This window comes from Blautia sp. HCP3S3_C12, assembly GCF_052064155.1.
Classification (GTDB): Bacteria; Bacillota; Clostridia; order Lachnospirales; family Lachnospiraceae; genus Blautia_A.
The window spans coordinates 29126-56090 of sequence record NZ_JBQHWC010000008.1 but is presented as its reverse complement, the minus strand read 5'-3'; the positions used below and the strand labels follow the sequence as shown (position 1 = coordinate 56090).

Annotated in this window: 24 protein-coding genes and 1 tRNA gene; 3 read left to right on the top strand and 22 right to left on the bottom strand. The window is 42.5% G+C overall.

Features of this window, described 5'->3' with window-relative positions; genetic code table 11:
• Positions 1–10 precede the first annotated feature (10 nt).
• The 6 genes from ACTNDS_RS08565 to ACTNDS_RS08540 all read right to left on the bottom strand — a co-directional run bounded on the left by ACTNDS_RS08565 (position 11) and on the right by ACTNDS_RS08540 (position 8081).
• Entirely contained in the window at positions 11–805 is a 795-nt protein-coding gene (locus ACTNDS_RS08565) for an MBL fold metallo-hydrolase (RefSeq protein WP_019161326.1), read from the bottom strand.
• Entirely contained in the window at positions 792–1391 is a 600-nt protein-coding gene (gene coaE / locus ACTNDS_RS08560; RefSeq protein ID WP_441035046.1) for a dephospho-CoA kinase, read from the bottom strand. The genes ACTNDS_RS08565 and coaE overlap by 14 nt, the downstream gene beginning before the upstream one ends.
• 264 nt (positions 1392–1655) lie before the next feature.
• Positions 1656–4310: a DNA polymerase I gene (gene polA / locus ACTNDS_RS08555; RefSeq protein ID WP_441035044.1), complete on the bottom strand. Its 2655-nt coding sequence runs from the start codon at positions 4308–4310 to the stop codon at positions 1656–1658.
• A 39-nt stretch (positions 4311–4349) separates the two neighbouring features.
• Positions 4350–4697 carry an anti-sigma factor family protein gene (locus ACTNDS_RS08550; protein WP_441035043.1) on the bottom strand — a complete coding sequence of 116 codons (348 nt, stop codon included), beginning with the start codon at positions 4695–4697 and terminating at the stop codon, positions 4350–4352.
• Positions 4698–5027: 330 nt separating this feature from the next.
• Positions 5028–6944 carry an ATP-dependent zinc metalloprotease FtsH gene (gene ftsH / locus ACTNDS_RS08545; RefSeq protein ID WP_441035041.1) on the bottom strand — a complete coding sequence of 639 codons (1917 nt, stop codon included), beginning with the start codon at positions 6942–6944 and terminating at the stop codon, positions 5028–5030.
• Between the two features lie 129 nt (positions 6945–7073).
• The gene (locus ACTNDS_RS08540) at positions 7074–8081 is read right to left on the bottom strand and encodes a glycoside hydrolase family 5 protein (RefSeq protein ID WP_441035039.1); all 1008 of its coding nucleotides are present in this window, start codon (positions 8079–8081) and stop codon (positions 7074–7076) included.
• Between the two features lie 135 nt (positions 8082–8216).
• Here ACTNDS_RS08540 and ACTNDS_RS08535 point away from each other — a divergent pair.
• A tRNA-Leu gene (locus ACTNDS_RS08535) sits at positions 8217–8300 on the top strand.
• Positions 8301–8397: 97 nt separating this feature from the next.
• Here ACTNDS_RS08535 and ACTNDS_RS08530 read toward each other — a convergent pair.
• The 4 genes from ACTNDS_RS08530 to ACTNDS_RS08515 all read right to left on the bottom strand — a co-directional run bounded on the left by ACTNDS_RS08530 (position 8398) and on the right by ACTNDS_RS08515 (position 13315).
• Positions 8398–9954, bottom strand: coding sequence for a glycerophosphodiester phosphodiesterase family protein (locus ACTNDS_RS08530; protein ID WP_441035037.1), 1557 nt, complete (start codon positions 9952–9954; stop codon positions 8398–8400).
• A gap of 177 nt (positions 9955–10131) precedes the next feature.
• A complete protein-coding gene (locus tag ACTNDS_RS08525) occupies positions 10132–11412 on the bottom strand; it encodes a diaminopimelate decarboxylase (protein ID WP_441035035.1) in 1281 nt (426 codons plus the stop codon).
• Between the two features lie 24 nt (positions 11413–11436).
• Positions 11437–12309 carry a hypothetical protein gene (locus tag ACTNDS_RS08520; protein WP_441035033.1) on the bottom strand — a complete coding sequence of 291 codons (873 nt, stop codon included), beginning with the start codon at positions 12307–12309 and terminating at the stop codon, positions 11437–11439.
• Positions 12310–12373: 64 nt separating this feature from the next.
• Complete coding sequence (locus tag ACTNDS_RS08515) at positions 12374–13315, bottom strand: magnesium transporter CorA family protein (protein ID WP_303242541.1); 942 nt, start codon at positions 13313–13315, stop codon at positions 12374–12376.
• 249 nt (positions 13316–13564) lie between these two features.
• Between ACTNDS_RS08515 and aroC the strand changes: the two genes are divergently transcribed.
• A complete protein-coding gene (aroC, locus tag ACTNDS_RS08510) occupies positions 13565–14659 on the top strand; it encodes a chorismate synthase (RefSeq protein ID WP_441035031.1) in 1095 nt (364 codons plus the stop codon).
• Positions 14660–14754: 95 nt separating this feature from the next.
• On the opposite strand, the gene ACTNDS_RS08505 is transcribed toward aroC, so the two are convergent.
• The 9 genes from ACTNDS_RS08505 to ACTNDS_RS08465 form a co-directional block, all read right to left on the bottom strand.
• Positions 14755–15819, bottom strand: coding sequence for a lactonase family protein (locus ACTNDS_RS08505; protein ID WP_441035029.1), 1065 nt, complete (start codon positions 15817–15819; stop codon positions 14755–14757).
• A gap of 219 nt (positions 15820–16038) precedes the next feature.
• A complete protein-coding gene (gene hemL, locus ACTNDS_RS08500) occupies positions 16039–17313 on the bottom strand; it encodes a glutamate-1-semialdehyde 2,1-aminomutase (protein WP_441035027.1) in 1275 nt (424 codons plus the stop codon).
• Positions 17313–18296 carry a porphobilinogen synthase gene (gene hemB / locus ACTNDS_RS08495; RefSeq protein WP_195565688.1) on the bottom strand — a complete coding sequence of 328 codons (984 nt, stop codon included), beginning with the start codon at positions 18294–18296 and terminating at the stop codon, positions 17313–17315. The genes hemL and hemB overlap by 1 nt, the downstream gene beginning before the upstream one ends.
• Before the next feature lie 60 nt (positions 18297–18356).
• Entirely contained in the window at positions 18357–19862 is a 1506-nt protein-coding gene (cobA, locus tag ACTNDS_RS08490) for a uroporphyrinogen-III C-methyltransferase (protein ID WP_441035025.1), read from the bottom strand.
• Between the two features lie 48 nt (positions 19863–19910).
• Positions 19911–20831 (bottom strand): hydroxymethylbilane synthase, encoded by a 921-nt coding sequence (gene hemC, locus ACTNDS_RS08485; RefSeq protein ID WP_330380557.1) that lies wholly within the window; start codon positions 20829–20831, stop codon positions 19911–19913.
• Complete coding sequence (locus ACTNDS_RS08480) at positions 20809–21306, bottom strand: precorrin-2 dehydrogenase/sirohydrochlorin ferrochelatase family protein (RefSeq protein ID WP_022381476.1); 498 nt, start codon at positions 21304–21306, stop codon at positions 20809–20811. Before ACTNDS_RS08480 ends, hemC begins: the two co-directional genes overlap by 23 nt.
• The gene (gene hemA / locus ACTNDS_RS08475; protein WP_441035023.1) at positions 21296–22525 is read right to left on the bottom strand and encodes a glutamyl-tRNA reductase; all 1230 of its coding nucleotides are present in this window, start codon (positions 22523–22525) and stop codon (positions 21296–21298) included. The genes ACTNDS_RS08480 and hemA overlap by 11 nt, the downstream gene beginning before the upstream one ends.
• Positions 22526–23044: 519 nt before the next feature.
• A complete protein-coding gene (locus tag ACTNDS_RS08470; protein ID WP_441035021.1) occupies positions 23045–23287 on the bottom strand; it encodes a hypothetical protein in 243 nt (80 codons plus the stop codon).
• Between the two features lie 50 nt (positions 23288–23337).
• The gene (locus tag ACTNDS_RS08465) at positions 23338–23625 is read right to left on the bottom strand and encodes an AAA family ATPase (protein WP_441035019.1); all 288 of its coding nucleotides are present in this window, start codon (positions 23623–23625) and stop codon (positions 23338–23340) included.
• Between the two features lie 144 nt (positions 23626–23769).
• Here ACTNDS_RS08465 and ACTNDS_RS08460 point away from each other — a divergent pair, with 144 nt between their 5' ends.
• Positions 23770–23994 carry a hypothetical protein gene (locus ACTNDS_RS08460; RefSeq protein WP_441035017.1) on the top strand — a complete coding sequence of 75 codons (225 nt, stop codon included), beginning with the start codon at positions 23770–23772 and terminating at the stop codon, positions 23992–23994.
• Here ACTNDS_RS08460 and ACTNDS_RS08455 read toward each other — a convergent pair.
• The 3 genes from ACTNDS_RS08455 to ACTNDS_RS08445 all read right to left on the bottom strand — a co-directional run bounded on the left by ACTNDS_RS08455 (position 23978) and on the right by ACTNDS_RS08445 (position 26958).
• A complete protein-coding gene (locus tag ACTNDS_RS08455) occupies positions 23978–24682 on the bottom strand; it encodes a response regulator (protein WP_025576945.1) in 705 nt (234 codons plus the stop codon). The two genes, ACTNDS_RS08460 and ACTNDS_RS08455, sit on opposite strands and share 17 nt — an antisense overlap.
• Positions 24675–26240: a sensor histidine kinase gene (locus tag ACTNDS_RS08450; protein WP_441035014.1), complete on the bottom strand. Its 1566-nt coding sequence runs from the start codon at positions 26238–26240 to the stop codon at positions 24675–24677. Before ACTNDS_RS08450 ends, ACTNDS_RS08455 begins: the two co-directional genes overlap by 8 nt.
• Before the next feature lie 70 nt (positions 26241–26310).
• Positions 26311–26958 carry a potassium channel family protein gene (locus tag ACTNDS_RS08445; RefSeq protein ID WP_055057568.1) on the bottom strand — a complete coding sequence of 216 codons (648 nt, stop codon included), beginning with the start codon at positions 26956–26958 and terminating at the stop codon, positions 26311–26313.
• Between the last annotated feature and the right edge of the window lie 7 nt (positions 26959–26965).

Here is a 26965-nt window from a genome sequence, read left to right as displayed (position 1 = left end):
TTTGTCCTTTCTACACTGTAATTACTTCTGATATGCAATCCCTCTTTGCCACCTGTATTTTAAAATCACGGGACTTATAAGGGTTGTCACCTAAGGTTACTTCTGAGCACACAGTCTCATAGGCCAACTCTTCATAGTTATTTTCTCTGCTTAAATGTCCCAGAAAAATAGCTTTCATGTTGTCATGAAGAAGCCTGCATAAAAGTCTGCCTGCATTTTCATTAGAAAGATGTCCTCTGTCTCCCAGAATCCTCTGTTTCAGATAATAAGGATATTTTCCCACCTGAAGCATACGAATATCATGGTTTGCCTCCAGAAGAAGGGCATCCAGATTCTGGAGATTCTCAATTATGTATTCATTATATTTTCCAAGGTCTGTGGCAATTCCCACAGAGTGGTCATCACATTCTATACGGTATCCCACCGGCTGCGCGGCATCATGAGAAATCGTAAAAGGATCTATTTTCAGATCTCCCACCGAGAATGTCTCATCTTCCCTGATCTCATGAAAAATACCTTCCGGCATTTTCCCAAGGTTCATTCTGGACAAGGCATCCACCGTACCTCCTGTGGTATAAACAGGTATCTGATACTTTCTGGCAAGCACTCCCAGTCCTTTAATATGATCCGAATGCTCATGGGTAATCAGAACACCGTCAATATCTCTTCCTGTCAGCTCCAGCTCATTCAGTCCCTGCTCCACGCGCTTACCACTGATTCCTACATCTACCAGCAGATGTGTCTGATCAGAGCCTACATAAATACAGTTCCCACTGCTGCCGCTGGCAATACTACAAAGTCTCATATTTTTTAATTCCTTCCCTGATCTGTTGCCAGGTATCCTCCAGATCAGTATTATTTGTAACCACATAATCTGTATGCGTTCTAAAAAATTCTTCCGGTGCCTGACTGGCTATAATACTCATTGATTTCTCTCTGGTATATCCCCGGCTTTCCATCAGCCTGCGGATACGGATCTCTGAATCCGTACGGATATACCAGACGGTATCACAAAATTCCTCATAATGATCCTCCAGAAGAAGGGCTGCTTCTACCACACAGATTCTCTGTCCCTCTTCCTTTTTCAGGGCAAGCTGTCTGCGGATGTATTCCTTCACCGCAGGATGAATAATGTGATTTAATTTCTCAAGCATGTCCGGATGTGAAAATACTACATCCGAAACCAGTCTGCGGTCAATAGTTTTGTCATTTTTTATAACTTGTTTTCCAAATAATGCAATTACCGGTTCGTAACAGGATTGTCCCGGTTCCATCACCAGATGACCTATCTCATCTGCTTTCATCACATATGCCTGATATTCCTGTTCCAGAAAATCCAGCACTGTACTCTTGCCGGCTCCCACTCCGCCGGTAATCCCTATTGTAATCATTTATACTCCTAACAAGATATCCACCAATGGTTCCTCTGCCTTACAATACCCAAAGTGTTACTGTTCACTCCGTTCCCAGCAACACGCTTCGCGATGCAGGAAATATGAATCTCCTTGTGCAAAGCCCAAGGAGTATCGTTTGCTTCGCAAACTTAATTTATGCTAAACGCATAAATTCGCGCGGTATGTCTCAGGTTTTCTGTGACCTTCGCTCACCAAAAACACCTCGCGGGATATTACCAGTAAACAGTAACCCAAAGGTTCTTACTTTGCTTCATACCAGTTATTGCCCTGGTGCATATCCACTTCCAGTTCTACTGACAGGTTCGCAGCTCCTTTCATTTCTTCCTCCAGGATTGCAGAAACCTGTTCAATTTCTTCTTTATAAGTTTCTATAAGAAGCTCATCATGAACCTGCAATACCAGACGGGAACGCAATCCCTCTTCCTTCAGTCGCTTATAGACACGGTTCATGGCAATTTTAATAATGTCTGCTGCCGTTCCCTGAATAGGAGAATTCATGGCAACTCTTTCCCCAAAAGAACGCTGCATAAAATTGCTGGACTTCAATTCCGGAATTGGTCTTCGTCTTCCAAACATGGTTGTCACATAGCCCTTTTTCTTGCCCTGTTCCACCAGCTCATCCAGAAATCCCTTGATTTTAGGATAAGTTTCAAAATATCTTTCAATATAATCAGCCGCTTCTTTTCTTGTAATACTTAAATCCTGGCTGAGTCCAAAGGAACTGATTCCATACACAATTCCAAAATTAACTGCCTTGGCATTTCTTCTCTGCAAAGGAGTTACCTGATCAAAAGGCACATGAAATACCTGTGACGCCGTCAGTCTGTGAATATCCTGTGCCTCACGGTAAGCCTGAATCAGCTTCTCATCCCCTGACATATGTGCCAGCACACGCAGCTCAATCTGGGAATAATCTGCATCCAGAAATACATACTCATCCTCCGGTACAAAAACCTTTCGGATCAGGCGTCCCAATTCCATGCGGACAGGAATATTCTGAAGGTTAGGCTCTGTACTGCTGATACGTCCTGTAGCAGTAATGGTCTGATTGAAGGTTGAATGGATTCTTCCGTCCTTTTCGATCACCTTTTCCAGCCCATCTGCATAGGTGGATTTCAGTTTTGTTAACTGTCTGTACTCCAGAATATCTTTCACAATCGGGTACTCCGGTGCCAGCTTCTCCAGAATATCAGCAGCTGTAGAATAACCTGTTTTTGTTTTCTTTCCACCCTTTAACCCCAGCTTTTCAAAAAGGATGATTCCCATTTGTTTGGGAGAATTAATGTTAAATTCCTCTCCCGCCTGTTTCCAGATCAGCTGTTCCAGCTCTGCGATCCGAATATTCAGTCTCTCTCCGTAGCTTTTCAGTTCCTCTCCCTTTACTTTGATTCCCCATTTTTCCATGGAATTCAATGTAAAAATCAAAGGAAGCTCAATTTCTGTGTAAACTCTCCACATGTCCGTTTCTTTCAACGCTTCGCAAAGAGGTTCTCTACTCACAAGTGCCGTATACGCCATATAACAGGCCATATTTACCAGCCCGTCCTCGCTCTGCTGCCATGCCTTTTCCAGGGTCATTTTTCCCAGCAGTTCCTCTCTGGACGGAAGAAGCCGGCCATTTAAATATTCTTTTGCAATATCATCATAGGTATATGATGATTTCAGCGGATTCAGAAGATAAGCAGCTACTCCTGTGTCAAAAATCTCACCAAAATCCTCACCATCTACATATTTCAGCATGGATTTCACATCCATGGAGCAGATTGTCAAAGCTCCATGGGAGGATTTCTGTAAAAGCTGCTGAAGCTTTCCACAAAGATAATTCTCTGTAAGCAGTCCCTCCACAGGTATAAAATAAACTTCCTCGCTATCCAGTGCCAGTCCCACACCAAATACCTGTCCCTGCTCTGCAACCAGCGAAACTCCCACATATTCCTGCTTTGCAGCTCTGTCAAAAAGGGTTTCACATCCGGACAGATCACTGCAGCTGAAAAATTCCTGCATCTGTTGCTGTGGCTGTGCATTTTCTGAATCAAAACGACCCAGTAAATTTTTGAATTCCAATCGCTTACAAAGCAAAAATGCATCCTGTGTATAAAGATTTCCAAGCTTCGCCTGCTCATAGTCAAACTCCACCGGGCTGTCTGTATTAATTGCAGCCAATGCTTTACTAAGCTGTGCCAGATCATAATGCTCTCTGAGAGATTCCTTTGCGCGGTTGGGTTTGATCTCCTCCAGATGTTCATGGGCATTTTCAACAGAGCCATATTCCGCTATGATCTTTGTAGCAGTTTTCTCACCAACTCCCGGGATTCCGGGGATATTATCTGCGCTGTCTCCCATAAGAGCCTTCAGATCAACAATCTGAGGTGGTGTTACCTGATATTTCTCCAGCACCTGCTCTGCATGAAAATCCTCTATGGTAGTCTTCCCTCTTACAGTTCTTGGAAGGCGGATCATTACTTTCTCAGTGGCAAGCTGTAGTAAATCCCTGTCTCCTGAGAGAATGATCACATCCATCCCTTTCTTCTCACTTCTACCGGCCAAAGTTCCCAGAATATCATCTGCTTCATAGCCCTCCATAGTAACAATTTTTACACCCATGGCAGTAAGTATTTCCTGGATCAAGGGCACCTGTTCTCTCAGTTCCTCAGGCATGGGTTTACGGGTTCCTTTGTATGCCTCATACATTTTATGACGGAAGGTAGGTGCGTGAAGATCAAAGGCCACAGTCAGATACTGTGGCTTTTCCTCCTCCAGAATTCTGAAAAGAATATTCAGAAAGCCATAGACTGCCCCTGTATGCTTTCCTTCAGAATTAGTCAGATCCGGCAGACCGTAAAAAGCCCTGTTTAAAATACTATGTCCGTCGATCAGTAATATTTTTTCACTCATAAGTTCCTCCAATCATACAACAACCTCTTCATTTAGCGATCAGATAATACGAATTATCTGCATCACCACATATACCATAAACGCTGCCAGAGCCACGATCAGTATACACAAAAGGACTCCCACTGAAAAACGGCCTAATTTTTTCTTACGGATATATCGTCTGGATTTCCGAATATCCTGTTCCAGAAGTCTCTTGAAATCCATCACTGATCCGCTGTCATTGTCATCCAACTGCTGCATGGCCTCATAAACAATAAAATATGTCTCCAATTCATCATAACAGGAAGAACATGTCTGGATATGATCCAAAAATTCCTCCAGCTCCTTCAAAGAAAGTTCATGATTAATATATCCGTTTACCATTCCCTCTGCAGTACGGCAGTTCATAACGTCCCTTCTTTCTGACTGTCCTGTTTTCTCTGTCAACCGGCTAAACTTCATTTCATTGTTCCTATTATAACTGAACCCGGTCTGATTTACAAGGAAGAATCCGTTACTGTTCACTCCGCGCCCAATAACACGCTTCGCGATGCACAGGATTTATGCTAATCGCATAAATTCGCGCGGTATGTCTCAGGTTTTCTGTGACCTTCGCTCACAAAAAACACCTCGCGGGATACTATCAGTGAACAGTAACAAGAATCCTGACCACCGAAAAAAGCAGCAGGCACTCTTCTCCTGCTGCTTTCTCTACATAACTTTTTGTCAATATGTCTTCTATTCTTCTGTATTCTCTTTTGTATTCTCTTCTGTATTTTCTTCTGTATTCTCTTGCTTTGCAGTCCCGGTATTCACAGAAGGAAGGGGATCATTCAGGATTTTCATAAACTCTTCCCCTGTAATAGTCTCATGTTCATACAGATATTTTGCAAGCTCATGAAGCTTTCCCATATTGTCCTGCAGAATCTTCAGTGCTTTCTGGTGCTCCATTTTCACCAGATCCACAACCTTCTTGTCCAAAAGTGTCTGTGTTTCAAAGGAACATGCAAGACTGGAATCTCCTCCCAGATACTGGTTGGTAACATTTTCCATAGCAACCATATCGAAATCCTCACTCATACCGTATCTGGTGATCATAGCCCTGGCAATCTTGGTAGCCTGCTCAATATCATTGGAAGCTCCTGTAGTAATGGAATGGAAAATAAGTTCCTCTGCTGCACGGCCGCCTGTAAAGGTAGCAATCTTATTCTCCAATTCTTCCTTTGTCATAAGATAATGGTCACCGTCATCTACCTGCATGGTATATCCCAGGGCACCTGAAGTACGCGGAATAATTGTGATCTTATGAACAGGTGCGGATTCTGTCTGTTTTGCAGCAACCAGCGCATGGCCGATTTCATGATAAGCTACAATAAGTTTTTCCTTGTTGGAAAGAACTCTGTTCTTCTTCTGATATCCGGCAATAACTACCTCAATACTCTCCTCAAAATCAGCCTGTGTAGCAAATTTTCTTCCGTCACGAACTGCACGGAGCGCAGCTTCATTTACAATATTGGCAAGTTCTGCGCCGGAAGCTCCTGCTGCAGCCTTGGCAATTTCATCAAAGCGGACAGAATCTGCAATTTTAATCTTCTTAGCATGAACCTTAAGGATATCCTCTCTTCCCTTCAGATCCGGAAGCTCTACCGGAATACGTCTGTCAAAACGGCCAGGTCTGAGAAGAGCCGGATCAAGAGAATCCGGTCTGTTAGTGGCGGCAAGGATCACAACACCCTTGGAACCATCAAAACCGTCCATCTCTGTCAGCAACTGGTTTAATGTCTGCTCACGCTCATCATTACCACCTGTAAATCCTGCACCATCTCGTTTCTTACCAATGGTATCTATCTCGTCAATAAATACAATGCAGGGTGCCTTCTCATTAGCCTGTTTAAACAGATCACGAACCTTGGCTGCTCCCATACCAACAAACATTTCCACAAATTCTGAACCTGAAATAGAGAAAAAAGGAACCTCTGCCTCGCCTGCTACAGCCTTTGCCAGAAGAGTTTTACCTGTTCCCGGAGGGCCTACTAGCAGGGCTCCCTTTGGCATGGACGCACCAATTTCTCTGTATTTCTGAGGATTATGAAGATAATCTACTATCTCCTTTAACAGATCCTTTGCTTCCTCCTCTCCGGCAACATCTGCAAATTTAATACCTGTAGATGATTTTACATATACTTTGGCATTACTTTTTCCAAAGGACATAGCACCTCCCGGTCCTCCGCCCATGGAACTCATCATCTTCTTGCTAAGCCAGCGTCCCAGAAGAACGAAGATAAGGATAGGCAGTACATATCCAGCCAGAATACTCACCCAGATAGATGTCTGCTGAGGTGCAACTGCTTCAAATTTTACGCCTGCATCGTGAAGTCTGTCTACCAGCTCCGGATCATTCACCTTTACTGTCCGGCAATATAACTCCTGTCCATCACTCTCAACTTCGTAATAAATATAATTATCCTGAATCTCAACTGCTTTTACATAATTTTTTTCTACGCCAGTGAGAAAGGTGTTATAATCTGTGGTCTGTACCTTTCTTCCCTCAATTGCAGGAAGAAGCAGCACATTCAGCAGAATTATAATAACCGCAGCAATAATATAATAGACATAAAGCGGTTTTCTGCCTGGCTTTTTATTATCAAAGTTCATTGGCAATTCCTCCATTTGTTATTTTGTAACAAGTACCATATCACTTATTCATGTAATTTTCAATAAAAGGCCGAAAATTTCATGAGAATTTCATAAACTTTTTAGAAATCAGATTCTTCCATCTCTCTGTCATTTTACAGACTTATACCACAAGCCAGCCTGGGACAAATCCGATTTTTTGAAATTTCCCGTCCGGCTGCAGGAGCTTTTCAGCAGTGAGCAGCTTTCATTTTTATTACACAGGCTCCAGCAGACATAGCTGATCTTATTTTTCTTCAGAAACTGCATCCACTTATTTGCTTCGTTTTTGTCAATTCTGCCATTCCCGGAACTTTCAGAGATTCCAAATTCACTGACAAAAACCGGCAGTCCCTTCTGAATAGCAGCCTGCACTTTTTGCCTATAGCTGTCACCGTGAGTAGCTGCATAAAAATGAAAAGTGTACATAATATTGGAATATCCTTTGATAGGACTGTCTGCTGCCACATCTACATCCTGGGACCAGGTAGGTGTTCCCACCAGAATAATATTTTTCTTATCATATTTGCGGATGATTTTTATAACAGATGAGGCATAGCCTTTGATCCTGTTCCAGGATGTATCCCCATTAGGCTCATTGCAGATTTCATAAAAAATATTGTTCTGGTTTTTATATTTCTTTGCCATATATTTAAAAAATGACATTGCCTGCTTTTTATTTTTCACAGGATTTCCGTCGCTTAAAATATGCCAGTCAATGATCACATACATTCCCAGTTCTGTGGCATATTTCACACCATTGTTGATCAGTTTTCTCAGTTCTGCCTGATTTCCTCCGGAACAATAACCATTATATTCTTCCGTATACATTGCCAGCCGGATACAGTTCACACCCCAGTTATCCCTCAGTGTTTTAAACGCAGCCTTATTCACATACTGGGGAAACCAGTTGATTCCATGGGTACTGACCCCTTTTAATACCACAGCCTTTCCCTGGGAATTGACCAGTCTCGTACCCTTTACACTAAGGCGTCCGTTTTTCTTCACCGGTGTGGTGGCTGCACTCACATTTTCCACAGGCAACGTTCCCACCAGACAGATACAGCAAAGCATTGCACATAAAATCCGAAGTATCCTTATTGTTTTGTTTTTTTTCATTTTCCCCTCCCTGTTTCCGTTCATCACATTGTCAATGAACTATAAAAGTATCTTATAAAAAAATATCTTATAAAAATATGTAAAATTTTTCTTGCCAATCTGTCAGAATCATGATATCATAGTAAAAGTTCAAACGCCGGCATGTCGGAATTGGCAGACGAGGCAGACTCAAAATCTGTTGGTGGCAACATCGTGTGGGTTCAAGTCCCACTGCCGGCACTTCTTTTAATTTGTATATTATATTTAAAAGCCTGTAAAATCAAGTATTTTACAGGCCTTTTTTTCTATATGTTCTAGAGCGTGTTTAAAAAACGCTCTAAAGCATCTCCTCCATATTTATTTCACATGTGATATAATCCACACCCCAGGTTTCAAATAAATCTGCAATTTTCCGGTCTTTGCAAAGCCATACTGCAACTCCTACTCCCATCTGATGTGCTTTGGGAATATCTTCTTTTTTCACAAAGTTATACATGGTACTTACATCCCAGTTATACTGTGAGCATCGGCGAATGATGCTGTCTGTGATCGGCTCCTTGATCACCCATTGCATTTTATACGGAATTCCCAGTTGTCTCAATGTGATCAGATGACTGTCCCTCAGAGAAATGATCAACGGCTGCTTTTTAGATATAGATAAAAGCTGTTTAAATTGTTTCATCCCATTGGCACTGGGAATCTGCTTGATCTCAATCACAGGTGTCATATTATAGGTATTACAGCAGTCAATATACTGCTTCAGCGTTGGAACCACATTGTTGGGAAACATAGCCGCATTTCTGCCATAAATGATCGGATACTGGCAAAGTTCTGCATATGTCATATCCAGAATATTTTTATCTACACCACACATTCGTTTCAGAGATGTATCATGGAAAATCACAAGTACACCATCCTTTGTCTCATATACATCTGTTTCCACATATTGGGCCCCATTTTTTCCTGCAATTTCAAAAGCAGGAAGAGTATTCTCAGGAGCACTGGTGGGATCTCCTCTGTGATAGATATATCCGGTATCCGTTCCCTGGGTAATGTCTGTTTCCTTATCTGCCTCCGCTACATATACCTCCACATTCTTCTGAATTGTCCCGTCAGCACCAGCAGCAGTCACTGTAATATTGGCCCTTCCCGCAGATTTACCGATAATCTGCCCCTTATTATCCACAGATGCTACTGTGCTGTCATCGGAAGAATATTTGATTGCAGATAAAACCCTATTCGCAGGAACTGCCTTTACATCTAGCTGGATTTTCTCTCCGGTTTCCAAAGAAAGCTGTTTTTTTATACTGATATCCCGGGCAGCCTTTCCAATTACTACTACTATTTTGGAAACATATTTGCTGGTACCATAGGAGCAACAGGTAATCGTTACTTTTCCCTTTTTAAATGGAATCACCTTTCCATCAGCCGTCACATTTGCAACATTATAATCAGAAGATGTATACGTAATTCCTTTTCCAAGCTTTTCCGGTTTTAGTGTCAAATCCGAATCTCTGGTAATCTTCACCTGTCCCCGGTAATTCTTAAAGGGTACTGTCTGTGTTTTATTGTATACATACACCATACAGCTTACGGTTTTTTTGTTTTTTTCGGCAGTGACTCTGGCATATCCAGTCTTTTTCCCCTTTACAATACCGCCCACAACAGACACACATTCCGGTTTATTGCTGCTCCATTTAAATCCGGATGGTTTCAGCTTTACATTATCACAGTAAATATCCATCGCTTTGGACTTTCCTGCTTTAATCTCCATCGTCCCATAAGGCACATAATATTCTTCTGCAGCCTGTACCTGACAGCAGAAATTTCCTATCAATAATAATCCAAGCAGGATTATCATTCCGGATAATTTTATTTTCAGTTTCAATTTCATATTTCTCGCTCCAAATCCCATAATCATGCAGTTTCCTGTCTTCTCCATAAAGGCGCAAGAAAACCGGTCTGCAGTCCTTTCCGAGCAGACCGGTATATCCTTGACTTCACAAAAGCTTATGTAACTGTCTGATGTTCCTATTCACGAAACTCCAGACAATCACAAGTCCTTTCAGACTTATTTCGTATCTTCCAGCAATTTTTCATAAATCGGAAAACAATCAAATGTTGCAAAATAATCCTTTGGTGTCTCAGCACGGCGGATCATTTCAAAGCTTCCATCCTCATGAAGAAGAATCTCAGCAGATTTCAGCTTACCATTATAATTATATCCCATTGCAAAACCATGAGCACCTGTATCATGGATCACCAGCAAATCTCCCATATCAACCTTGGGCAGATAACGGTCGATGGCAAATTTATCATTATTCTCACAGAGAGAACCTGTGATATCATACATATGATCACACGGCTGATCTTCTTTGCCCATTACTGTAATGTGATGATAAGCACCATACATTGCCGGCCGCATCAGGTTTACAGCGCAGGCATCCACTCCGATATACTCCTTGTGAGTATGTTTCTCATGAATTGCCTTCGTTACCAGGCAGCCATAAGGTCCCATCATAAAACGTCCCATCTCTGTATAGATTGCCACATCTCCCATTCCTGCCGGAACCAGAACTTCCTCATAAACCTTGCGGACGCCCTCGCCGATCTCACGGATATCATTAGGTGTCTGATCCGGTCTGTAAGGGATTCCCACACCACCGGAAAGATTGATAAACTTCACATGAGCGCCTGTTTCCTTCTGCAGATCAACTGCCAGCTTAAACAATTCTCTGGCAAGCATAGGATAATACTCGTTAGTCACTGTATTACTTGCAAGGAAAGAATGAATACCAAATTCCTCTGCTCCCTTAGCTTTCAGAATCTTAAATGCCTCAAAGATCTGCTCTGTGGTCATACCATATTTTGCATCTCCCGGATTGTCCATAATATCATTGCTGATCTTGAATAATCCGCCCGGATTATAACGGCAGCTGATCACTTTGGGAATATATCCCACTGCTTTCTCCACACTCTCAATGTGAGTAATGTCATCCAGATTAATAATTCCGCCAATCTCATTGGCATATTTGAATTCTTCATCCGGAGTATCATTAGAAGAAAACATTACATCTCCCTCTTTACAGCCAAGGGCCTTGGACATCATAAGCTCAGTCATAGACGAGCAGTCACAGCCACAGCCATACTCCTGAAGAATCTGGATCAGAAAAGGATTTGGTGTAGCCTTTACTGCAAAGTATTCTTTGAAGCCTTTATTCCATGCAAATGCTTCCTTCACTGCTTTGGCATTCTCGCGGATTCCCTTCTCATCATAGAGATGAAAAGGTGTTGGAAACTGTGATGTAATCTCCTGAAGTTTTTCCAGAGTAACGAATGGTACTTTTTTCATAATAATTTTCTCTCCTCTTATGCCCTATTTCTTGTGTATATGTGTATATAAATGATCCTGACAGTATTCATAATTTCCGTTACACTTGGAACAGAAACGAAATTCCAGATTAGGATCATCCTTTTCCGTACGTCCACAGACTGCACATTTGTGCTTGGTAACCGCATTGCTGCTTCCAGGGAAAGGCACTGTTTTACTTCCGCCGTTCACTGCACGCCTAAACTCATTCTTTCTGTGGATTTCCTTGGGATTGTAACGATTGAAATCCCTGGTTCCCAGGAAAAAGATCACAAAATTCAGCAATGATGCAATGATCGGAAGTGCCATAAACCATGCTCCATTCATAAAATATCTGGCAACATCATAGATCACAATCGCAGCATAGACAATTGACATCCATTTCATCTTAACCGGTATTACAAACATAAGTAACACTGTCATATCAGGATATGTCAATGAATATGCCAGAAAAATAGATAAGCTAATATAATATGTGGAAAAAATAATTCCTCCCAGCCCATCTAATACGCCTCCCATCACAAAATGAAGGATAAATGCAGCGATTACAGTAAAAATCATTCCTGACAATATATATAAGGTAAATTTAAATTTTCCCCAGGTATGCTCCAGAGAAGCACTGATCGGATAATAAAAAAATAAAATCGCGATCACAAACCAAAGAGGTGATGATGTACTTGGCGGATATACGATCCAGGTGATCAACCTCCATACCTGTCCCTGAAGTATCTTCGTAACATTCAGGCTCAGCATTGACAGTGCACCGGGATTAATATACATCAGTGCATATCCCAGCACATAGCTGATGATAATATACATCGTCAGATTCTCAATTCCATACCTTCCATATTTTCGTTCCAGTTTGTCAATAAATCTCATAACTCTCCTTTACTATCCGGGAAATCTGCCACAGTCAGCATCTCTCCACAACCAGTTTCTCTCATCAGAAAAATTTCTTCTTGGACAGAAATATCGCTGCAATGATACTTGCTACTACAGAAAGAATGATCACTATGAGAAATCCCCAGGGTGTCCTGGAAAAGGGCATTCCCGCAGCACTGAGGTTCATACCGTAGGCACTGAATACAATAGTCGGAATACTCATGACAATGGTAATTACAGCCAGAACCTTCATGACAATATTCAGGTTATTTGAAATAACCGAAGCAAAGGTTCCCATCATGCTGCTCAGGATTCCGCTATAAATATTGGCCATCTCAATCGCCTGCTTGTTCTCAATAATAACATCCTCCAGAAGCTCTGTATCTTCCGGATATTTCTTAATACTTTCAACCTTCAGCAATTTCTCCAGTACCATTTCATTTGATCTCAGAGAGGTTGTAAAGTATACCAGTGATTTTTCCAGTTCCAGAAGCTCCATCAGCTCCTGATTCCTGGTGGACAGATGAAGCTTTTCCTCAATCTGTTCGCTTTTTTTATCTATAATACGCAGATATCTCAGATACATGCTGGCGTTACGGTACAGAATCTGTAAAATAAACCTTGTCTTCATATATGTGAAGAAATTCCGCACTCTGCCCTCCATAAATCTGGTCAGAACCTGTGTATCCTCCAGACAAACAGTAAAAATCATCTTCTGAGTGACGATGATACCAAGAGGAATGGTCACATACCAGTCCTTCTCATTCCGCTCCTCAATGGTAGGCACATCTGCCAGGATCAACGTATAATTATCCTCTACTTCGATACGGGAACGTTCCTCTTCATCCAACGGAGCGCGCAAATCGTCTACCTCTATCCCAAACTGTTCAGAAATCTCAAATATCTCTGTTGCTGTAGGATTTGTCAATGCAATCCAACATCCCTCCTGAGGTTCCTGGATCTCATGGATGGAGCCATCGATTGTCTTAAAAATCCTTACCACGATTCACACTTCCCTTCTTTTTCTATTACTGCTGTAAGAGTTTACACAGCAGTCTATCTTTCCCCTCATCAGACAGCTTACCCAAAGCTGCCAAAAACACACCATACATTATAATTTGAACATTAATTTTTGTCAATTCCAATGGTTCCGGTTTACAAAACTTTTACACTTCGCTATAATAAAGTCATATATATTCCACATTCATATATATATCACACAAAAATGACAGTACGAAAGGATACAAAATATATGAGCCAGTCATCATTTGGAAATAAATTTAAAGTAACCACCTGGGGCGAATCCCACGGAAAAGCCCTTGGAGCTGTAGTAGACGGATGTCCTGCCGGCCTCTCTCTCTCTGAAGACGATATCCAGATTTTCCTTGACCGAAGAAAACCTGGTCAGAGCCGTTATACCACTGCCCGCAAAGAGGGAGACCTGGTCGAGATCCTTTCCGGCGTTTTTGAAGGTAAAACTACCGGCACCCCCATTTCTCTGATGGTGAGAAACACTGACCAGCGCTCCAGAGACTACGGAAATATTGCATACTCCTACCGTCCGGGACATGCAGACTATACTTTTGACCAGAAATACAGTTTCCGGGATTACCGCGGAGGCGGACGTTCTTCAGGGAGGGAAACTATCGGAAGAGTTGCAGCAGGTGCCATTGCCTCTAAAATATTAGGTGAGCTTGGCATTTCCATCTGCACCTATACCAAATCTATCGGACCTGTCAAAATTTCTTCTTTTGACAAAGAAGAAATCAACCAGAATGCATTTTACATGCCGGATGCCCAGGCAGCAGCAAAAGCCGGTGAGTATCTGGAAGAATGTATGAAAAACCAGGACAGTGCCGGCGGTGTGATCGAATGCCGCATTACCGGAACACCGGCCGGACTTGGCGAACCTGTTTTTGACAAACTCAGTGCTCTTCTCTCCCACGCCCTGATGTCCATCGGCGCAGTCAAGGCTGTTGAAATCGGTGATGGCATTGCAGTGACTTCCTTAAACGGTTCCACTGACAATGATGGATTCACAATCAAAGATGGTGAAATTGTCAAAACCTCTAACCACGCAGGGGGAATCATGGGCGGAATCAGCGACGGCAGTGAGATTATACTCCGCGCCCATATTAAGCCAACTCCATCCATCAGTCAGCCCCAGCAGACTGTGACCAAAGATAAGGAAACTCTTTCTCTTGAAATCCACGGCCGCCATGATCCGGTCATTGTTCCAAGAGCTGTAGTTGTAGTAGAATCCATGGCAGCAATTACACTGGCAGATGCACTCTTTGTCAATATGAGCTCCCAGATGGACAGGGTTCGGGATTTTTACATGAATTAACATGACCCCATTTAGTTCTACTAACAAAAAACAGTTTGCTTTGACAAATAATACTTTTATCAAAGCAAACTGTAATTTTGATTTCTCTGTAATTCTTATTTCTCCGGCACTGACCAGATGTGAATGGAATTCGGTGTTTCCACTTTTAATGGTTTTCCATTCATTACAATGATATTTTTCTCATAATCAATGGTAAATACCGTAACCGTATTACTTGCATGATTTGCCACTGCCAGATGCTTATCATCCGGAAACAGCACCAAATCTTTGGGATATTCGCCACTTACAGGCAGGAAAAACTTTCTGTCCAGAAGTCCTGTTTCTTCATCTCTCTCAAACATAGTCACAGTATCTATACCGGCTGTGGTGCAGAACAGATGCTTGCCATCATGAGACATAGCCAGTCCTGAAGATGCATTGTGAGTATCCTTATCTTTCACTACAATGGTAGGAATACTCTGAATCAGTTCAAATTCCGGAGTTTTGCCACTACCGTCATATTTATAGGTCTTGATCTCATTTGTCAATTCAAAAAGAATGTATGCAAATTTGCCGTCATCACTGAAACGGATAATACGCGGTCCACTCTCTCTGGGACATCTCAGAATATCCACAAGTTCCAATTTATGTCTTCTCTTATTGATCCTATAAATCTTCACCTGATCGATTCCATTATCTACTGCACAAAGATATTTGTTATCCGGTGTAGGACGTACGCAGTTTACATGCGGACGGAAATTACGCTCTGCCACACTGCCAAGCCCCTTATGGAATACACCATCCATCAAACTTCCCAGACGTCCATCCTGATGAGTATGTACAACGGTCACCTTACCGTCATGATAGCCTGCTACATAGAGATATTTACCATCTACATCTGTAGCCAGATAGCAGCCTCTCATGCCATCAATATTTACACTGTTGATACGTGACAGGTCACCCTCAGAATCTCTCTCAAATACTGCTACACCTTCATCTTCGATAGAATACAGGTATCTGCCGTTTTTTGATATTGCTGTATGGGATGCATTGCTTACTTCCACTCCGCTGCGCTCTGTAAGAGTGCCCTTTTCTACATCAACATCATAAACATGAATTCCATCCTTGGAAGAGCCATGTGTATAGGATCCCACATAGGCTACATATTTTCTCTCACTCATAAAGCCATTGCCTCCTACTGTCCTGAAGTTTTACTTCATTGTCCACTCCGTTTCCGGTTACTGTCAGTGAACAATAATATATGTCATACAATAGAAAGATTATAGCACATTTTTCCAATCAGAACAAGATTCCGAAGCTTAGATTTATGTATTTTTTCCTGTCCATGGGTAAAAATAAAATATCAGATCCATAGGGCAAAAACTGTATTTTCCTCTGATTCAGGCAAAATAATTTCTGACAGCTTCCAATGTCTGGTCTATGATCTCATCTGTATGGGCAACAGATAAAAACATTGCCTCAAACTGTGACGGAGCCATATGGATTCCCTGCGCAAGCATTCCCTTGAAATATTCAGAGAAAGCTTTTGTATCTGAGGATTTGGCTGAGGTATAATCCACAACCTCCTGCTCTGTAAAGAACAGGCTTCCCAGGGAAGATACGTGATTGATATGGTAAGGCAGATTTTTCTCTGCCAGGATTTTCTCCATACCGCCATAGAGACGTTTTCCTTTTTCCTCCAGATCTTTATAGATTTCCTGGTGCTCATAGAGGTATTTTAACTGTGTCAGTCCTGCTGCCATTGCAATAGGATTTCCGCTTAAGGTACCGGCCTGATAAACCTTTCCAACAGGAGAAACCAGTTCCATGATTTCTCTGCGTCCACCATATGCACCAACCGGCATACCTGCGCCGATGATCTTACCATAGGTAACCAGATCAGGGGTCACGCCAAAATATTCTGCAGCACCGCCAAAAGCCAGACGGAAGCCAGTAATAACCTCGTCAAAGATCAAAAGAGCACCGTACTCATCGCAGAGTTTTCTCAGCCCTTCCAGAAACCCCTTTTTCGGGGGAACCACACCCATGTTGGCGCCTACAGCTTCCACAATAACAGCAGCAGTCTGTCCGTCAGCCTGCTCCATCAGTGCACGTACACTGTCCAGATCATTATAAACAGCAGTCATGGTATCCTCTGTGCATCCCTTAGGAACACCGGCACTGTCCGGAACACCGCTTGTCATCACACCGGAGCCTGCGCTTACCAGCATGGCATCACTGTGTCCATGATAGCATCCTGCAAATTTAATAATCTTATTCTTTCCTGTAAATCCTCTGGCAACACGGACTGCACTCATAACAGCTTCTGTACCGGAATTTACCATACGCACCATATCCACATGTGGAATATGGTCACAGATAAACTCAGCCATCTCCACTTCGATTGCAGTTGCACATCCGAAGCTGAGGCCCTTTTCACATGCCTTCAGTACACTTTCTTTTACTTCCGGAAAATTATGTCCCAGGATCATAGGTCCCCAGGAATCGATATAATCCACATATTCTTTTCCATCAACATCATAAATATGGCATCCGTCTGCACGGTCGATAAATCTCGGTGCAATACCGATAGCGCCATAGGCACGTACAGGACTGTTTACTCCTCCCGGAATTACCTTTACTGCTCTGTCAAATAATTCTTCTGATAAACCCATCAGCCGATTCTCCCTTCATCCATGCATTTCGCAAGTTCTTTTGCATAATAAGTAAGATAGATCTGGGCACCTGCACGGTATGCACTGACTGCCATCTCACACATAATACGTTCTTCATCGATCCAGCCCATCTTTGCAGCTGCTTTCACCATTGCATATTCACCACTTACACTGTATGCTGCAACCGGCACATTTACAGCCTTTGATACCTCAGAGACCATGTCCAGATAAGACATGGCAGGTTTTACCATAATGATATCTGCGCCCTCTTCTACATCTGTAAGAGCTTCCTTCATTCCCTCTCTTCTATTGTGGAAATCCATCTGGTAACTCTTTCTGTCACCAAAGGACGGTGCAGAGCCTGCAGCATCACGGAATGGTCCGTAGAAAGCAGATGCATATTTTACTGCATAGGACATGATCGGTGCTCCATAATGTCCGTTTGCATCAAGAGCCTCACGGATAGCACGTACACGTCCGTCCATCATATCAGAAGGAGCTACCATATCTGCACCCGCCTCCACATGGGAAACAGCTGTCTTAGCCAGTAATTCCAGTGTTGCATCATTATTTACATCATGACCGCAGAGCACTCCGCAGTGTCCGTGTGAAGTGTACTCACACATACATACATCTGTGATATAGTACATGTCCGGGAACTGTTTCTTTGCTTCTCTCAGGGCCTTCTGTACAATTCCGTTGGGATCGTATGCACCGCTTCCCACCTCATCCTTGTGATCCGGGATGCCGAACAGCATAATGCTGTTTACTCCTGCCTTCTGCAGACGTTCCAGTTCAAAAGGAAGACGGTCTACACTGTAGCGGAACTGTCCTTCCATAGAAGGGATTTCTTCTTCAATCCCTGTTCCCTCTTTTACAAATAAGGGATAAATAAGAGAAGACTTGTCCATTCTGGTCTCTCTTACCATTTTTCTTAAGTTTTCACTGCCTCTTAACCTTCTTGGTCTCTGAATTAAGTCCATGTCTTTTTGCTCCTTTTATCAACAATTCTCATAACTGTTCCATTTTTTGCAGAATAGTTATCAATTTTCCTGTTTCATCTCTTCCACAAGCTCTATGAGACTTTCGATGGTAGCCTTCTTTGCCATGCGGGTCTGCATACCATAAGCATCTGCTGTAGCTTTGGTCTGTTTTCCGATACAGGCAGCTTTTACCTTCGTATAGTCCAGTCCCTTTGTGCCTTCCACAAATCCCTTTACAGTAGAGGCACTGGTAAATACTACACAGTCCACACTTCCTGTCTCCAGCTCTTTCTTCTCATCGATCAACCTGCTCTTTTCATAACAGGTTGTGTAAGTAGCAATGTCATCTACCTTCGCACCTGTCTGCTCCAGCAATTCTGTCAGCTTTTTATTTCCGGCCTCAGCTCTTGGGATCAGAATTTTTTCATTTCCCTGAAGTTCTTTTGCAAGTTCTGCTCCAAGAGTATCTCCATCATACACACCTGGCACAAAATCAGCCAGCAGGTGATGCTCTTTCAGCTTTTTCTTCGTTCCTTCACCGATCACTGCAATCTTCGCCTGTCCCAAACTGCGCACATCCATCTCTTTTCTGTCCATCTCATCGAAAAAGATCTCCACACCTGCAGGACTTGTAAAAATAATCCACTGGTAAGTATCCAGTTTCTCAAATGCCTCATACAGTCTGCTGTTATCCTCTACAAGTACTGTACAGATAGACGGCAGTTCCAGAACCTCGGCACCTTTCTGGCGGAGAAGATCTGCTGTCTTTGAAATATGCTGTCTTGGTCTTGTGACCAGAACCTTCCAGCCTGCCAGAGGAAGCTTCTCATACCAGGCAAATTTGTCAGCCAGAGAACATACCTTTCCCACAACAATAATGGCAGGTGTCTCTATCCCCTGTCTGTCCACCTCTTCCTTGAGTGTACCTACAGTAGCAACCACCCGCTTCTGTCCTGCTGTTGTTCCTTTCTGAAGAACTGCTGCCGGCATATCCGGATCCATGCCGCCTGCAAGAAGCCCTTTGCAGATATCCTCCAGTGCTGCAATTCCCATTAGAAATACCAGTGTTCCCTTTGTCTGAGTCAGTGCTTTAAAATCTATATCATACTCCTGCCCTGCACGTTTATGTCCTGTAATAATATGTAAGGACGAACAGAAATCCCTGTGTGTCACAGGAATCCCATTATAAGCAGGAACAGAAATGGGAGATGTCACTCCGGGTACAATCTCATAAGGGATTCCATTCTCAGAAAGAAGTTCCAGTTCCTCCCCGCCTCTTCCAAAGAGAAAGGGATCTCCACCTTTAAGTCTTACTACTTTATTTCCTTTTTCAGCTTCTTCCAGAAGAACCTTATTAATATCCTCCTGCACCATGGTATGGTGATTTGCTCTTTTGCCTACATTAATCAGTCTGGCATGCTCCGGGATCTTTGCCAGAACCCCTTCGCCTACCAGACTGTCATATACTACCACATCTGCCTGCTGCAGAACCGCTGCGCCCTTTAATGTAAAAAGCCCGATATCACCCGGTCCCGCACCAACCAGCCAAACCTTGCCAGCTGCCATGTTTCTTCTCCTTTTTGCATCACAAGAATTTTCTTTTTATAAATTTTTTTATCTTCCCTCACAGTCAGATTTCAATTGCTTTGCAAGTGCAATTCCAAGCTTCTCTCCATCCTCTGCTGCACCTCTGATCTGACCTGTAAGCCACTTTCCTGTAGCTTCACTGTAATATAAACCGCGGATAAAGATCTCATCTCCGTCCACCTCTGCAAATGCAGCTACAGGCGAAGAACATCCTCCGTCCAGATATTTTACATATGCGCGCTCTGCAGTTCCTGCAATCCAGGCATCCCTGTCACAGTATCCGTCCAGATACCCATAATCCTCACCTTTGCGTCCCTGCACAGCCAGGATTCCCTGACCTGCTGAAGGAATCATCTCATCCGGTGTAAAATATCTGCTGATCCTGCTTTCCAGCCCCAGTCGTTTCAGACCTGCCGCTGCCAGGATCAGCCCGGAATACTCTCCTTCATCCAGCTTGCGAAGCCTTGTCTGCAGATTTCCACGGATACTCTTTACCTCCATCTCAGGATACAACTTCTCTAACTGAAGAGTTCTCCTTAAGCTGGAACATCCCAGAGGTTTATCCGGATCCAGCTCCGCCACTCCCTCAGGAAGCACCAGTACATCTCTTGGATCCTCACGCTTTGAAAAGGCCAGAAGCGGAAGCTCTTTTGGAACCTCCATAGGCATATCTTTAAGACTGTGTACAGACAGATTACTTTTACCATCCAGCAATGCCCTGTCCAGTTCTTTTACAAACAGTCCTTTTCCGCCCACCTTATCCAGGGTACGATCCAAAATAATATCTCCTGTCGTTTTCATAGTCAGGATATTTACTGTTATTTCAGAGCCGGCATTTTCTTCACGGTTTTTCTGTTCTATGTAGCTTTTTACCATCTCACTCTGGAGAACTGCCAGCTTACTCTCTCTACTTCCAATGATCACCTCAGTCATCATTTTCCTCCTCATTATCATCTTCCTGCGCAACTCTCTCCAGGGCATTCTGAATCTCTTCTCTTATCCTGCGCGCTTTTTTATGGTCCAGACCGCTGGCTGTGATTCCCACCACCAGTCCCTCTTCCATATAAATTCCCGGGAAATAAAAATCGCACTGCTCCCTGTCACTGGCTACATTAACATAAACGCCTTCCTGCCTGCAGATCCTGTGGATCTCATCATTTAACTTTCTGTCATTAGTAGCTGCGATCACCATATATGCCATCGCAAAGTCTGTACGCTTCACCGGACGTGTGATCAGCTCTACATAGCCGGCTTTGCCAAGCTCCATCATCTCCATGGTGACCTTCGGAGCAATGACTCTGATATTTCTGGTGAATGATAAAAGGGTTTTCACTCGACGGGTTGCAATGTTTCCGCCGCCCACAACCACGATATTCTTGTCTGATAAATCTATAAACATTGGAAAATACGGCTTATTCTTCATATATTTTCTCCAGTCCTGCCACACACTCAAGGAAAATCTCCTGATTCAGACTGTCACGCAGACCAAAGATCAGTTTATTTACTACTTTTCCTGCTGCCGTATCCACTGCATGGACCAGATTCTGCCTGTCATCCTCTTCCATGGGTGTTTTCTTTAATATCTTTGCAATCCTTAAATTCAGGTCATTGACTGCCTCATCTTTAATATCCTGAATTCTTGGAATCAGGTCCCTTCCATCCAGCCATTGGAAAAATTCATCCATCTGCTCTCTTACGATCGCGCCTGCTGCCTCCAGATTTTCCTGAAGTTCTGCAGGAACCTCCTCTATACGAAAGCTGTCCATGTCATAAAGTGTGACCCCCTGGATCTTTCCAACAGATGGCTCTATATCTCTGGGAACTGCCAGATCGATCAGGATCAGGTCATCCTTTGTCCGGATTCCCTGGAATAATTCTTCTCTTAATGTGAAATTCGGGCTTGCAGTTGCACTTACTACAAGATCACACTGTGGCATATACTCCATTCTGTCACCGTAATTAATACGCTTGCAGCCCAGCGGAATATTCACAACTCCGCTTCTGTACTGACGGATGGTCACTGTTACATCTGCACCTGCCTCCTGCAAGGCCTGAGCAGCCACCTTGCCCATCTCACCGTTACCGATGACCATACAGGTCTTATTCCTGAGAGAATACCCCTTCTCTGCCAGAAATCCGATGGCCTGATGGATCACTGACGGATTTCCATGAGAAAAAGGAACCTCTGTCTTAATCCTCTTTCCTGCTGTGGCAGCCATTCTGAACAAAACCTCCAAAACACCATCTGCCGCAAAATTCTCTCTTGCCAGATTCAGGGCATCCTTCACCTGTGTAAGGATCTGATCCTCCCCTATGATCTGTGATTTCAGACCACTGGTAAGATAAAAAAGATGCTCAACTGCCTCCTGATCCTTACGCTCTACAAAATATTGTCTGTAAGAATCCTCAGTGATTCCCTTTATCCTGCAGAGGCAGTCATAAAGACAGACATCCACCTCATCATCCACACTTGCCCAGACCTCCAGGCGGTTACAGGTGGACAGGATCACGCATCCATATATTCCATTTTGATTCTTTATTTTTTCCATTGCTTCACCGGCATTTTTCTTTGTAAATGCAAATTTCGCACGAATATCCACCGGTGCCATATTATGGTCAATTCCAATCATGGAAATACTCATAACTCTAACTCTCCTTCGTATTTCACCATTCCTCATTCATTTCATATCAAATCAAATATCCCACTGGCAACAGGGTATTTGATTTGATATGAAATCAGGACAGCTAAAAAGCGCTGTCAGAAATATCATAATCATTTCCTGTTAAGATGTCAATTGTAAACATGGAAAAAGCTCAGCATTAGAGTAAAGGATGTTACTGTTCACATACCACTATCCCGCGAGGTGTTTTGGCATGAATATGCCAAAATCCCGAGACATACAAGCCAAAATTCCATTGCCGCAGGCAATCTGGAATAAATTTTGGCTAAGTTACTGTGAACGGAGTGAACAGTAACTAAAGGATAACGTGACAAGACCTCATTACCGTTCGTTCTGCATCCGGTAATGAGGTCTGAATATTCTGTGTTCACTGTTTGTCTATTCTCATCAGCACCTTACATTTCTTTCTGTAACAGGCGATTCCATATTTTATAATTGTATGAATCCCTTCCTGTTCCAACGACTCAGTATATCTGATATCTATAATCTGCTGAAGTGCTTTTCCAGCAATTCTGTCAGTTCACGGATACTGTACACCAGAGAATCGTTTGTCATTTCTTTTTTCTTTAACTGTGTCAGTAATTCGTGATCTGTTTCATCAAGCTCTGTGCTGTCTGAAAGTACGGATAGTCTGCGGGCTTCTTCATTGATTGTTTTTATGAGAAATCTTCGGGCTTCCTCATATGTGGCACCATTAATTCCCTTCAGACTGACAGAAACCACCGGAAATTTTCCCTGATATTTTTCACATAATTCCTGATTATCTGAAATCCTCAGCCCATCAAACAGAGCCTTATCTTTTCCAATCTCAAAAAACTCTGGAGCATACTCATATTCAGGGATTTTCCGAAGCGTCTTGGGCGGGTAAACAGGTTTACTTCACCCCATCTTGTAAGCAGCTGTTCAATCAGTCGTGTCTTATCTATATAATAGAAATCTTCCTTCCGCAGCTTTTCGAAATTTTCAATTCCAATTGGAAGTTTTTTTAATCCTGCCATCTTATCGCCCCTTCCATTTATAAAGCATACCTTATTATTGTTATCCGTCTTATTACTTTTCATAATAGCATGAATCCTATGGTAATTCCAGAAAATAATCTAACCTGTTACTATCGCAAGTGACAGTGGCAAACGAAGCAAAATATGTAATAATATGATTGAGATACTTGCAGAAAATATTAACAGAAAGGGAAGGTGATGAAATTTGTGAAGATATTGAAGAAAGCAGGAGGGGTTCTCCTTGTAATAATCGGAATATTCTTTTTTGTATCTGCTTTAAAGATGATCTTTGTGGATAACCCCAAAACAAAAGCAGCTCTGAAAGACGCAGTTTACGTTGATGCAGCAGATACGATCGACCCGGAAAACGATGGAAAGACAGTCATTGTATGTGACATACTCCGTATCCAGCTTTTTACTTCTCAATTCTAAGCATGCGATATCCAATGCCAATATGTGTCTGGATGTATTGCACTCCATTTTTCTCAGGCTCCAGTTTTTTTCGCAATGTTGCCATAAAAACTCTAAGAGAAGCAACGTCATTATCCGAACATCGTCCCCAAATCTGCTGGGTAATATAGGTATGTGTCAATACCTTCCCCACATTGCGGGACAAAAGACAGAGCAGCTTATATTCTATAGGTGTCAGATGCAATTCCTCTCCCTTCAGATATGTGCAGCCTGCAGTATAGTCTATCTTTAATCCACCATTCTCAAAAACAGAGCTTTCTATCTGCTCTCCGCTCTGCATAACCGCAAGTCTCCTCTGGGTGACACGGATACGCGCAAGTAATTCCTCAACAGAGAACGGTTTCGTAATATAATCATCTGCTCCTGCATCCAGCGCCTCTATTTTATCTGTGTCCTCACTTCTGGCGCTGATCACAATAATAGGCATATTCGACCAGGTACGGATTTTTTTTATCACTTCTACCCCTTCCATATCAGGAAGTCCCAGATCCAGAAGAACAATATCCGGATTGTGGGACGAAGCTTCCAGAATGGCTGAAAATCCGTTTTCTGCAGCCAGATATTTATAGTCATGTGTTTTTAATGTAGTAACGATCAGATTACGTATGGGTCTGTCATCCTCAACCACCAGAATTAATGTTTTATTCATTTAATGTCACCTCGCTTAAGGGTAAAGTAAAAATAAAATTGCATCCATGAGGATCATGATCTGTCAAAACCAGGGTTCCTTCATGTGCTTCTATAATAGAGTGGCAAAGTGCCAGTCCAAGTCCCAGACTTCGGTGACTATCCGCAACTGTTGTTTTCCCTGTATAAAACATCTCAAAAATATATGTTTTCATTTCTTCCGGAATTCCCGGTCCATTATCTTCCACACTTATCTGCGCTTTTCCATCTGTTTTCGTTCCCCGAATGCAGATCACAGAACCCGGTGGTGTATATTTTATTGCATTGTCAACTAAATTTACCAGAACCTGCATAATAAGACGTACATCCATACGTGCAAGAACAAGTTCTTCGCAGTCTGTCACAATTTTATAATCATCATGTTTCCGGCTGATATGCCTCAGGGATTCTGCAATCACCTCATCCAGAAGCTGGTCTGTAAATTTAAATTTCAGTCTTCCGTCATTCAGTCTGGTAATGGAAAGCAGATTCTCCACAACTCCGATCAGCCATTCAGAATCATCATAGATATCGCTATAAATCTGATGTTTTGTAGCTTCGTCCAGACGGTCACTATTGCCAAGCAGCATATCTGCATTACCGGAAATGGAGCAAAGCGGCGTACGAAGATCATGCGAAATCGCCCGAAGAAGATCTGCCCGCAGCTGTTCATTTTTGGCCATAACTGCATTTTTTTCTTTTTCTAATGCATTTTTCGCATTTTCCATTACAAGCGCACATTCATTTATTACAGACAACAGGATGCTGTATTCAAAAGAGTCCAGTGTTTCTTTTTGCAATGGTATCCCGATCACACCGTAAACATTATCCCCGCTCCGGATTGCCAGATATAAACATTTAGCCTGAGGAAAATGGTGTGTGGACGCACCGGCATGCTGTCTGTTTTCACAGACCCATCTGGCTATCTGCTGCTCTTCTGGTATCAAAAAATCTTCTGTGTCCTCTTTTTCCCCGGAAAAAAGCTTTCCCTCTGATAAAGTTCCATTTTCTACTACATATGCTGTAATATTGCGGTTTAATAAACGGAGAAGCTGTGTACAGGTGACATCAAGAATCTCTGTTTCCCCTTTTGCATTTTGCAGCAGACGGTCTGTATCGAACAGAATCTGTGTACGAAAAGCAAGCTGTGTAGACAGCTTTGCATGTGTTTTCAGCTTTGCTGCAAGTGCTCCCGTAAGTACGGATGAAATAAGCATTATGAAAAATGTCACCGGATAACCCACCGCATAGGTTTTGAAAGACATCCTTGGTTCTGTCAGAAAAAAACAAAATAAAAATACACTTAAAAAAGAGCCTGCCACACTGCAAAGATAGCCATCTGTCACAATCGAAGTAATCAAAACCCCCAGAATATATATGGTTACAATATTCGTATCCGTAAAATTCAGTTTCTGAAACAACAGACCAATTAAGGTGCATACCACAAATATAAATACTGTCAGAAAATAATCCTTTGCAGACGGTTTTTCCATAGACCATGTAAATGATCGTTTCTGATGATTCACATTTTTTAAATTCATCCTGTCCCCCACCTTTTACTGTTTTGAAAATTATATCATGGGGCTGTGTTGTGGTCAAAAATCTTTTTTACTATATGTGGAAGCACTTCTGAAGAGCTCTGTATTCTCCCAGCACCAGTAATTTACTATTCTCTTCCAAATACGTATCCGGAGAAATTGCAATATTAAATTCTCCTTCATTTTTTACTGCCAGAATATTAATATTGTAACGCTTTCTGATATCCAGTCCGCCTACAGTTTTTCCAGTCCATTCCTCCGGCACTTCTACCTCAAAAATCGCATGAGAAGCATCCACCTCCATATAATCAAGGATATGATCATCTGTGTAACGGATAGATGCCCATTTTGCAACCTGCTTTTCTGGATAAACCACCTTATCTGCACCATTACGTAAGAGAAATTTTTCCTGGACATCACGTTCAGCTCTGGATATTACCAGTTTTGCTCCCAGTTCTTTCAGAAGGGAAGTGGTCTCAAGAGAATTCTGAAAGCTTCCTCCAATAGTCACAAAACAGATATCGTAGTTTCCAATTCCAAGGGATTGTAAAAATTCAGCATTGGTACTGTCCCCGATCTGGGCGTTAGTCACAAACGGAAGCACTTTGTCCACCCTTTCTTCCTTCCAGTCAACTGCCATAATTTCATGCCCAAGCTGATTCAGCTGCATGGCAATATGTCTTCCAAATCTTCCAAGTCCAATAATCAATACATTCTTCATGATATTA

Bases quoted from the DNA above. Each gene is read 5' to 3' on its own strand.
- ACTNDS_RS08565 (WP_019161326.1), bottom strand. From the start codon at position 805: ATGAGACTTTGTAGTATTGCCAGCGGCAGCAGTGGGAACTGTATTTAT.
- coaE (WP_441035046.1), bottom strand. From the start codon at position 1,391: ATGATTACAATAGGGATTACCGGCGGAGTGGGAGCCGGCAAGAGTACA.
- polA (WP_441035044.1), bottom strand. From the start codon at position 4,310: ATGAGTGAAAAAATATTACTGATCGACGGACATAGTATTTTAAACAGG.
- ACTNDS_RS08550 (WP_441035043.1), bottom strand. From the start codon at position 4,697: ATGAACTGCCGTACTGCAGAGGGAATGGTAAACGGATATATTAATCAT.
- ftsH (WP_441035041.1), bottom strand. From the start codon at position 6,944: ATGAACTTTGATAATAAAAAGCCAGGCAGAAAACCGCTTTATGTCTAT.
- ACTNDS_RS08540 (WP_441035039.1), bottom strand. From the start codon at position 8,081: ATGAAAAAAAACAAAACAATAAGGATACTTCGGATTTTATGTGCAATG.
- ACTNDS_RS08530 (WP_441035037.1), bottom strand. From the start codon at position 9,954: ATGAAATTGAAACTGAAAATAAAATTATCCGGAATGATAATCCTGCTT.
- ACTNDS_RS08525 (WP_441035035.1), bottom strand. From the start codon at position 11,412: ATGAAAAAAGTACCATTCGTTACTCTGGAAAAACTTCAGGAGATTACA.
- ACTNDS_RS08520 (WP_441035033.1), bottom strand. From the start codon at position 12,309: ATGAGATTTATTGACAAACTGGAACGAAAATATGGAAGGTATGGAATT.
- aroC (WP_441035031.1), top strand. From the start codon at position 13,565: ATGAGCCAGTCATCATTTGGAAATAAATTTAAAGTAACCACCTGGGGC.
- ACTNDS_RS08505 (WP_441035029.1), bottom strand. From the start codon at position 15,819: ATGAGTGAGAGAAAATATGTAGCCTATGTGGGATCCTATACACATGGC.
- hemL (WP_441035027.1), bottom strand. From the start codon at position 17,313: ATGGGTTTATCAGAAGAATTATTTGACAGAGCAGTAAAGGTAATTCCG.
- hemB (WP_195565688.1), bottom strand. From the start codon at position 18,296: ATGGACTTAATTCAGAGACCAAGAAGGTTAAGAGGCAGTGAAAACTTA.
- cobA (WP_441035025.1), bottom strand. From the start codon at position 19,862: ATGGCAGCTGGCAAGGTTTGGCTGGTTGGTGCGGGACCGGGTGATATC.
- hemC (WP_330380557.1), bottom strand. From the start codon at position 20,831: ATGAGGAGGAAAATGATGACTGAGGTGATCATTGGAAGTAGAGAGAGT.
- ACTNDS_RS08480 (WP_022381476.1), bottom strand. From the start codon at position 21,306: ATGAAGAATAAGCCGTATTTTCCAATGTTTATAGATTTATCAGACAAG.
- hemA (WP_441035023.1), bottom strand. From the start codon at position 22,525: ATGAGTATTTCCATGATTGGAATTGACCATAATATGGCACCGGTGGAT.
- ACTNDS_RS08465 (WP_441035019.1), bottom strand. From the start codon at position 23,625: ATGAAAAGTAATAAGACGGATAACAATAATAAGGTATGCTTTATAAAT.
- ACTNDS_RS08455 (WP_025576945.1), bottom strand. From the start codon at position 24,682: ATGAATAAAACATTAATTCTGGTGGTTGAGGATGACAGACCCATACGT.
- ACTNDS_RS08450 (WP_441035014.1), bottom strand. From the start codon at position 26,240: ATGAATTTAAAAAATGTGAATCATCAGAAACGATCATTTACATGGTCT.
- ACTNDS_RS08445 (WP_055057568.1), bottom strand. From the start codon at position 26,958: ATGAAGAATGTATTGATTATTGGACTTGGAAGATTTGGAAGACATATT.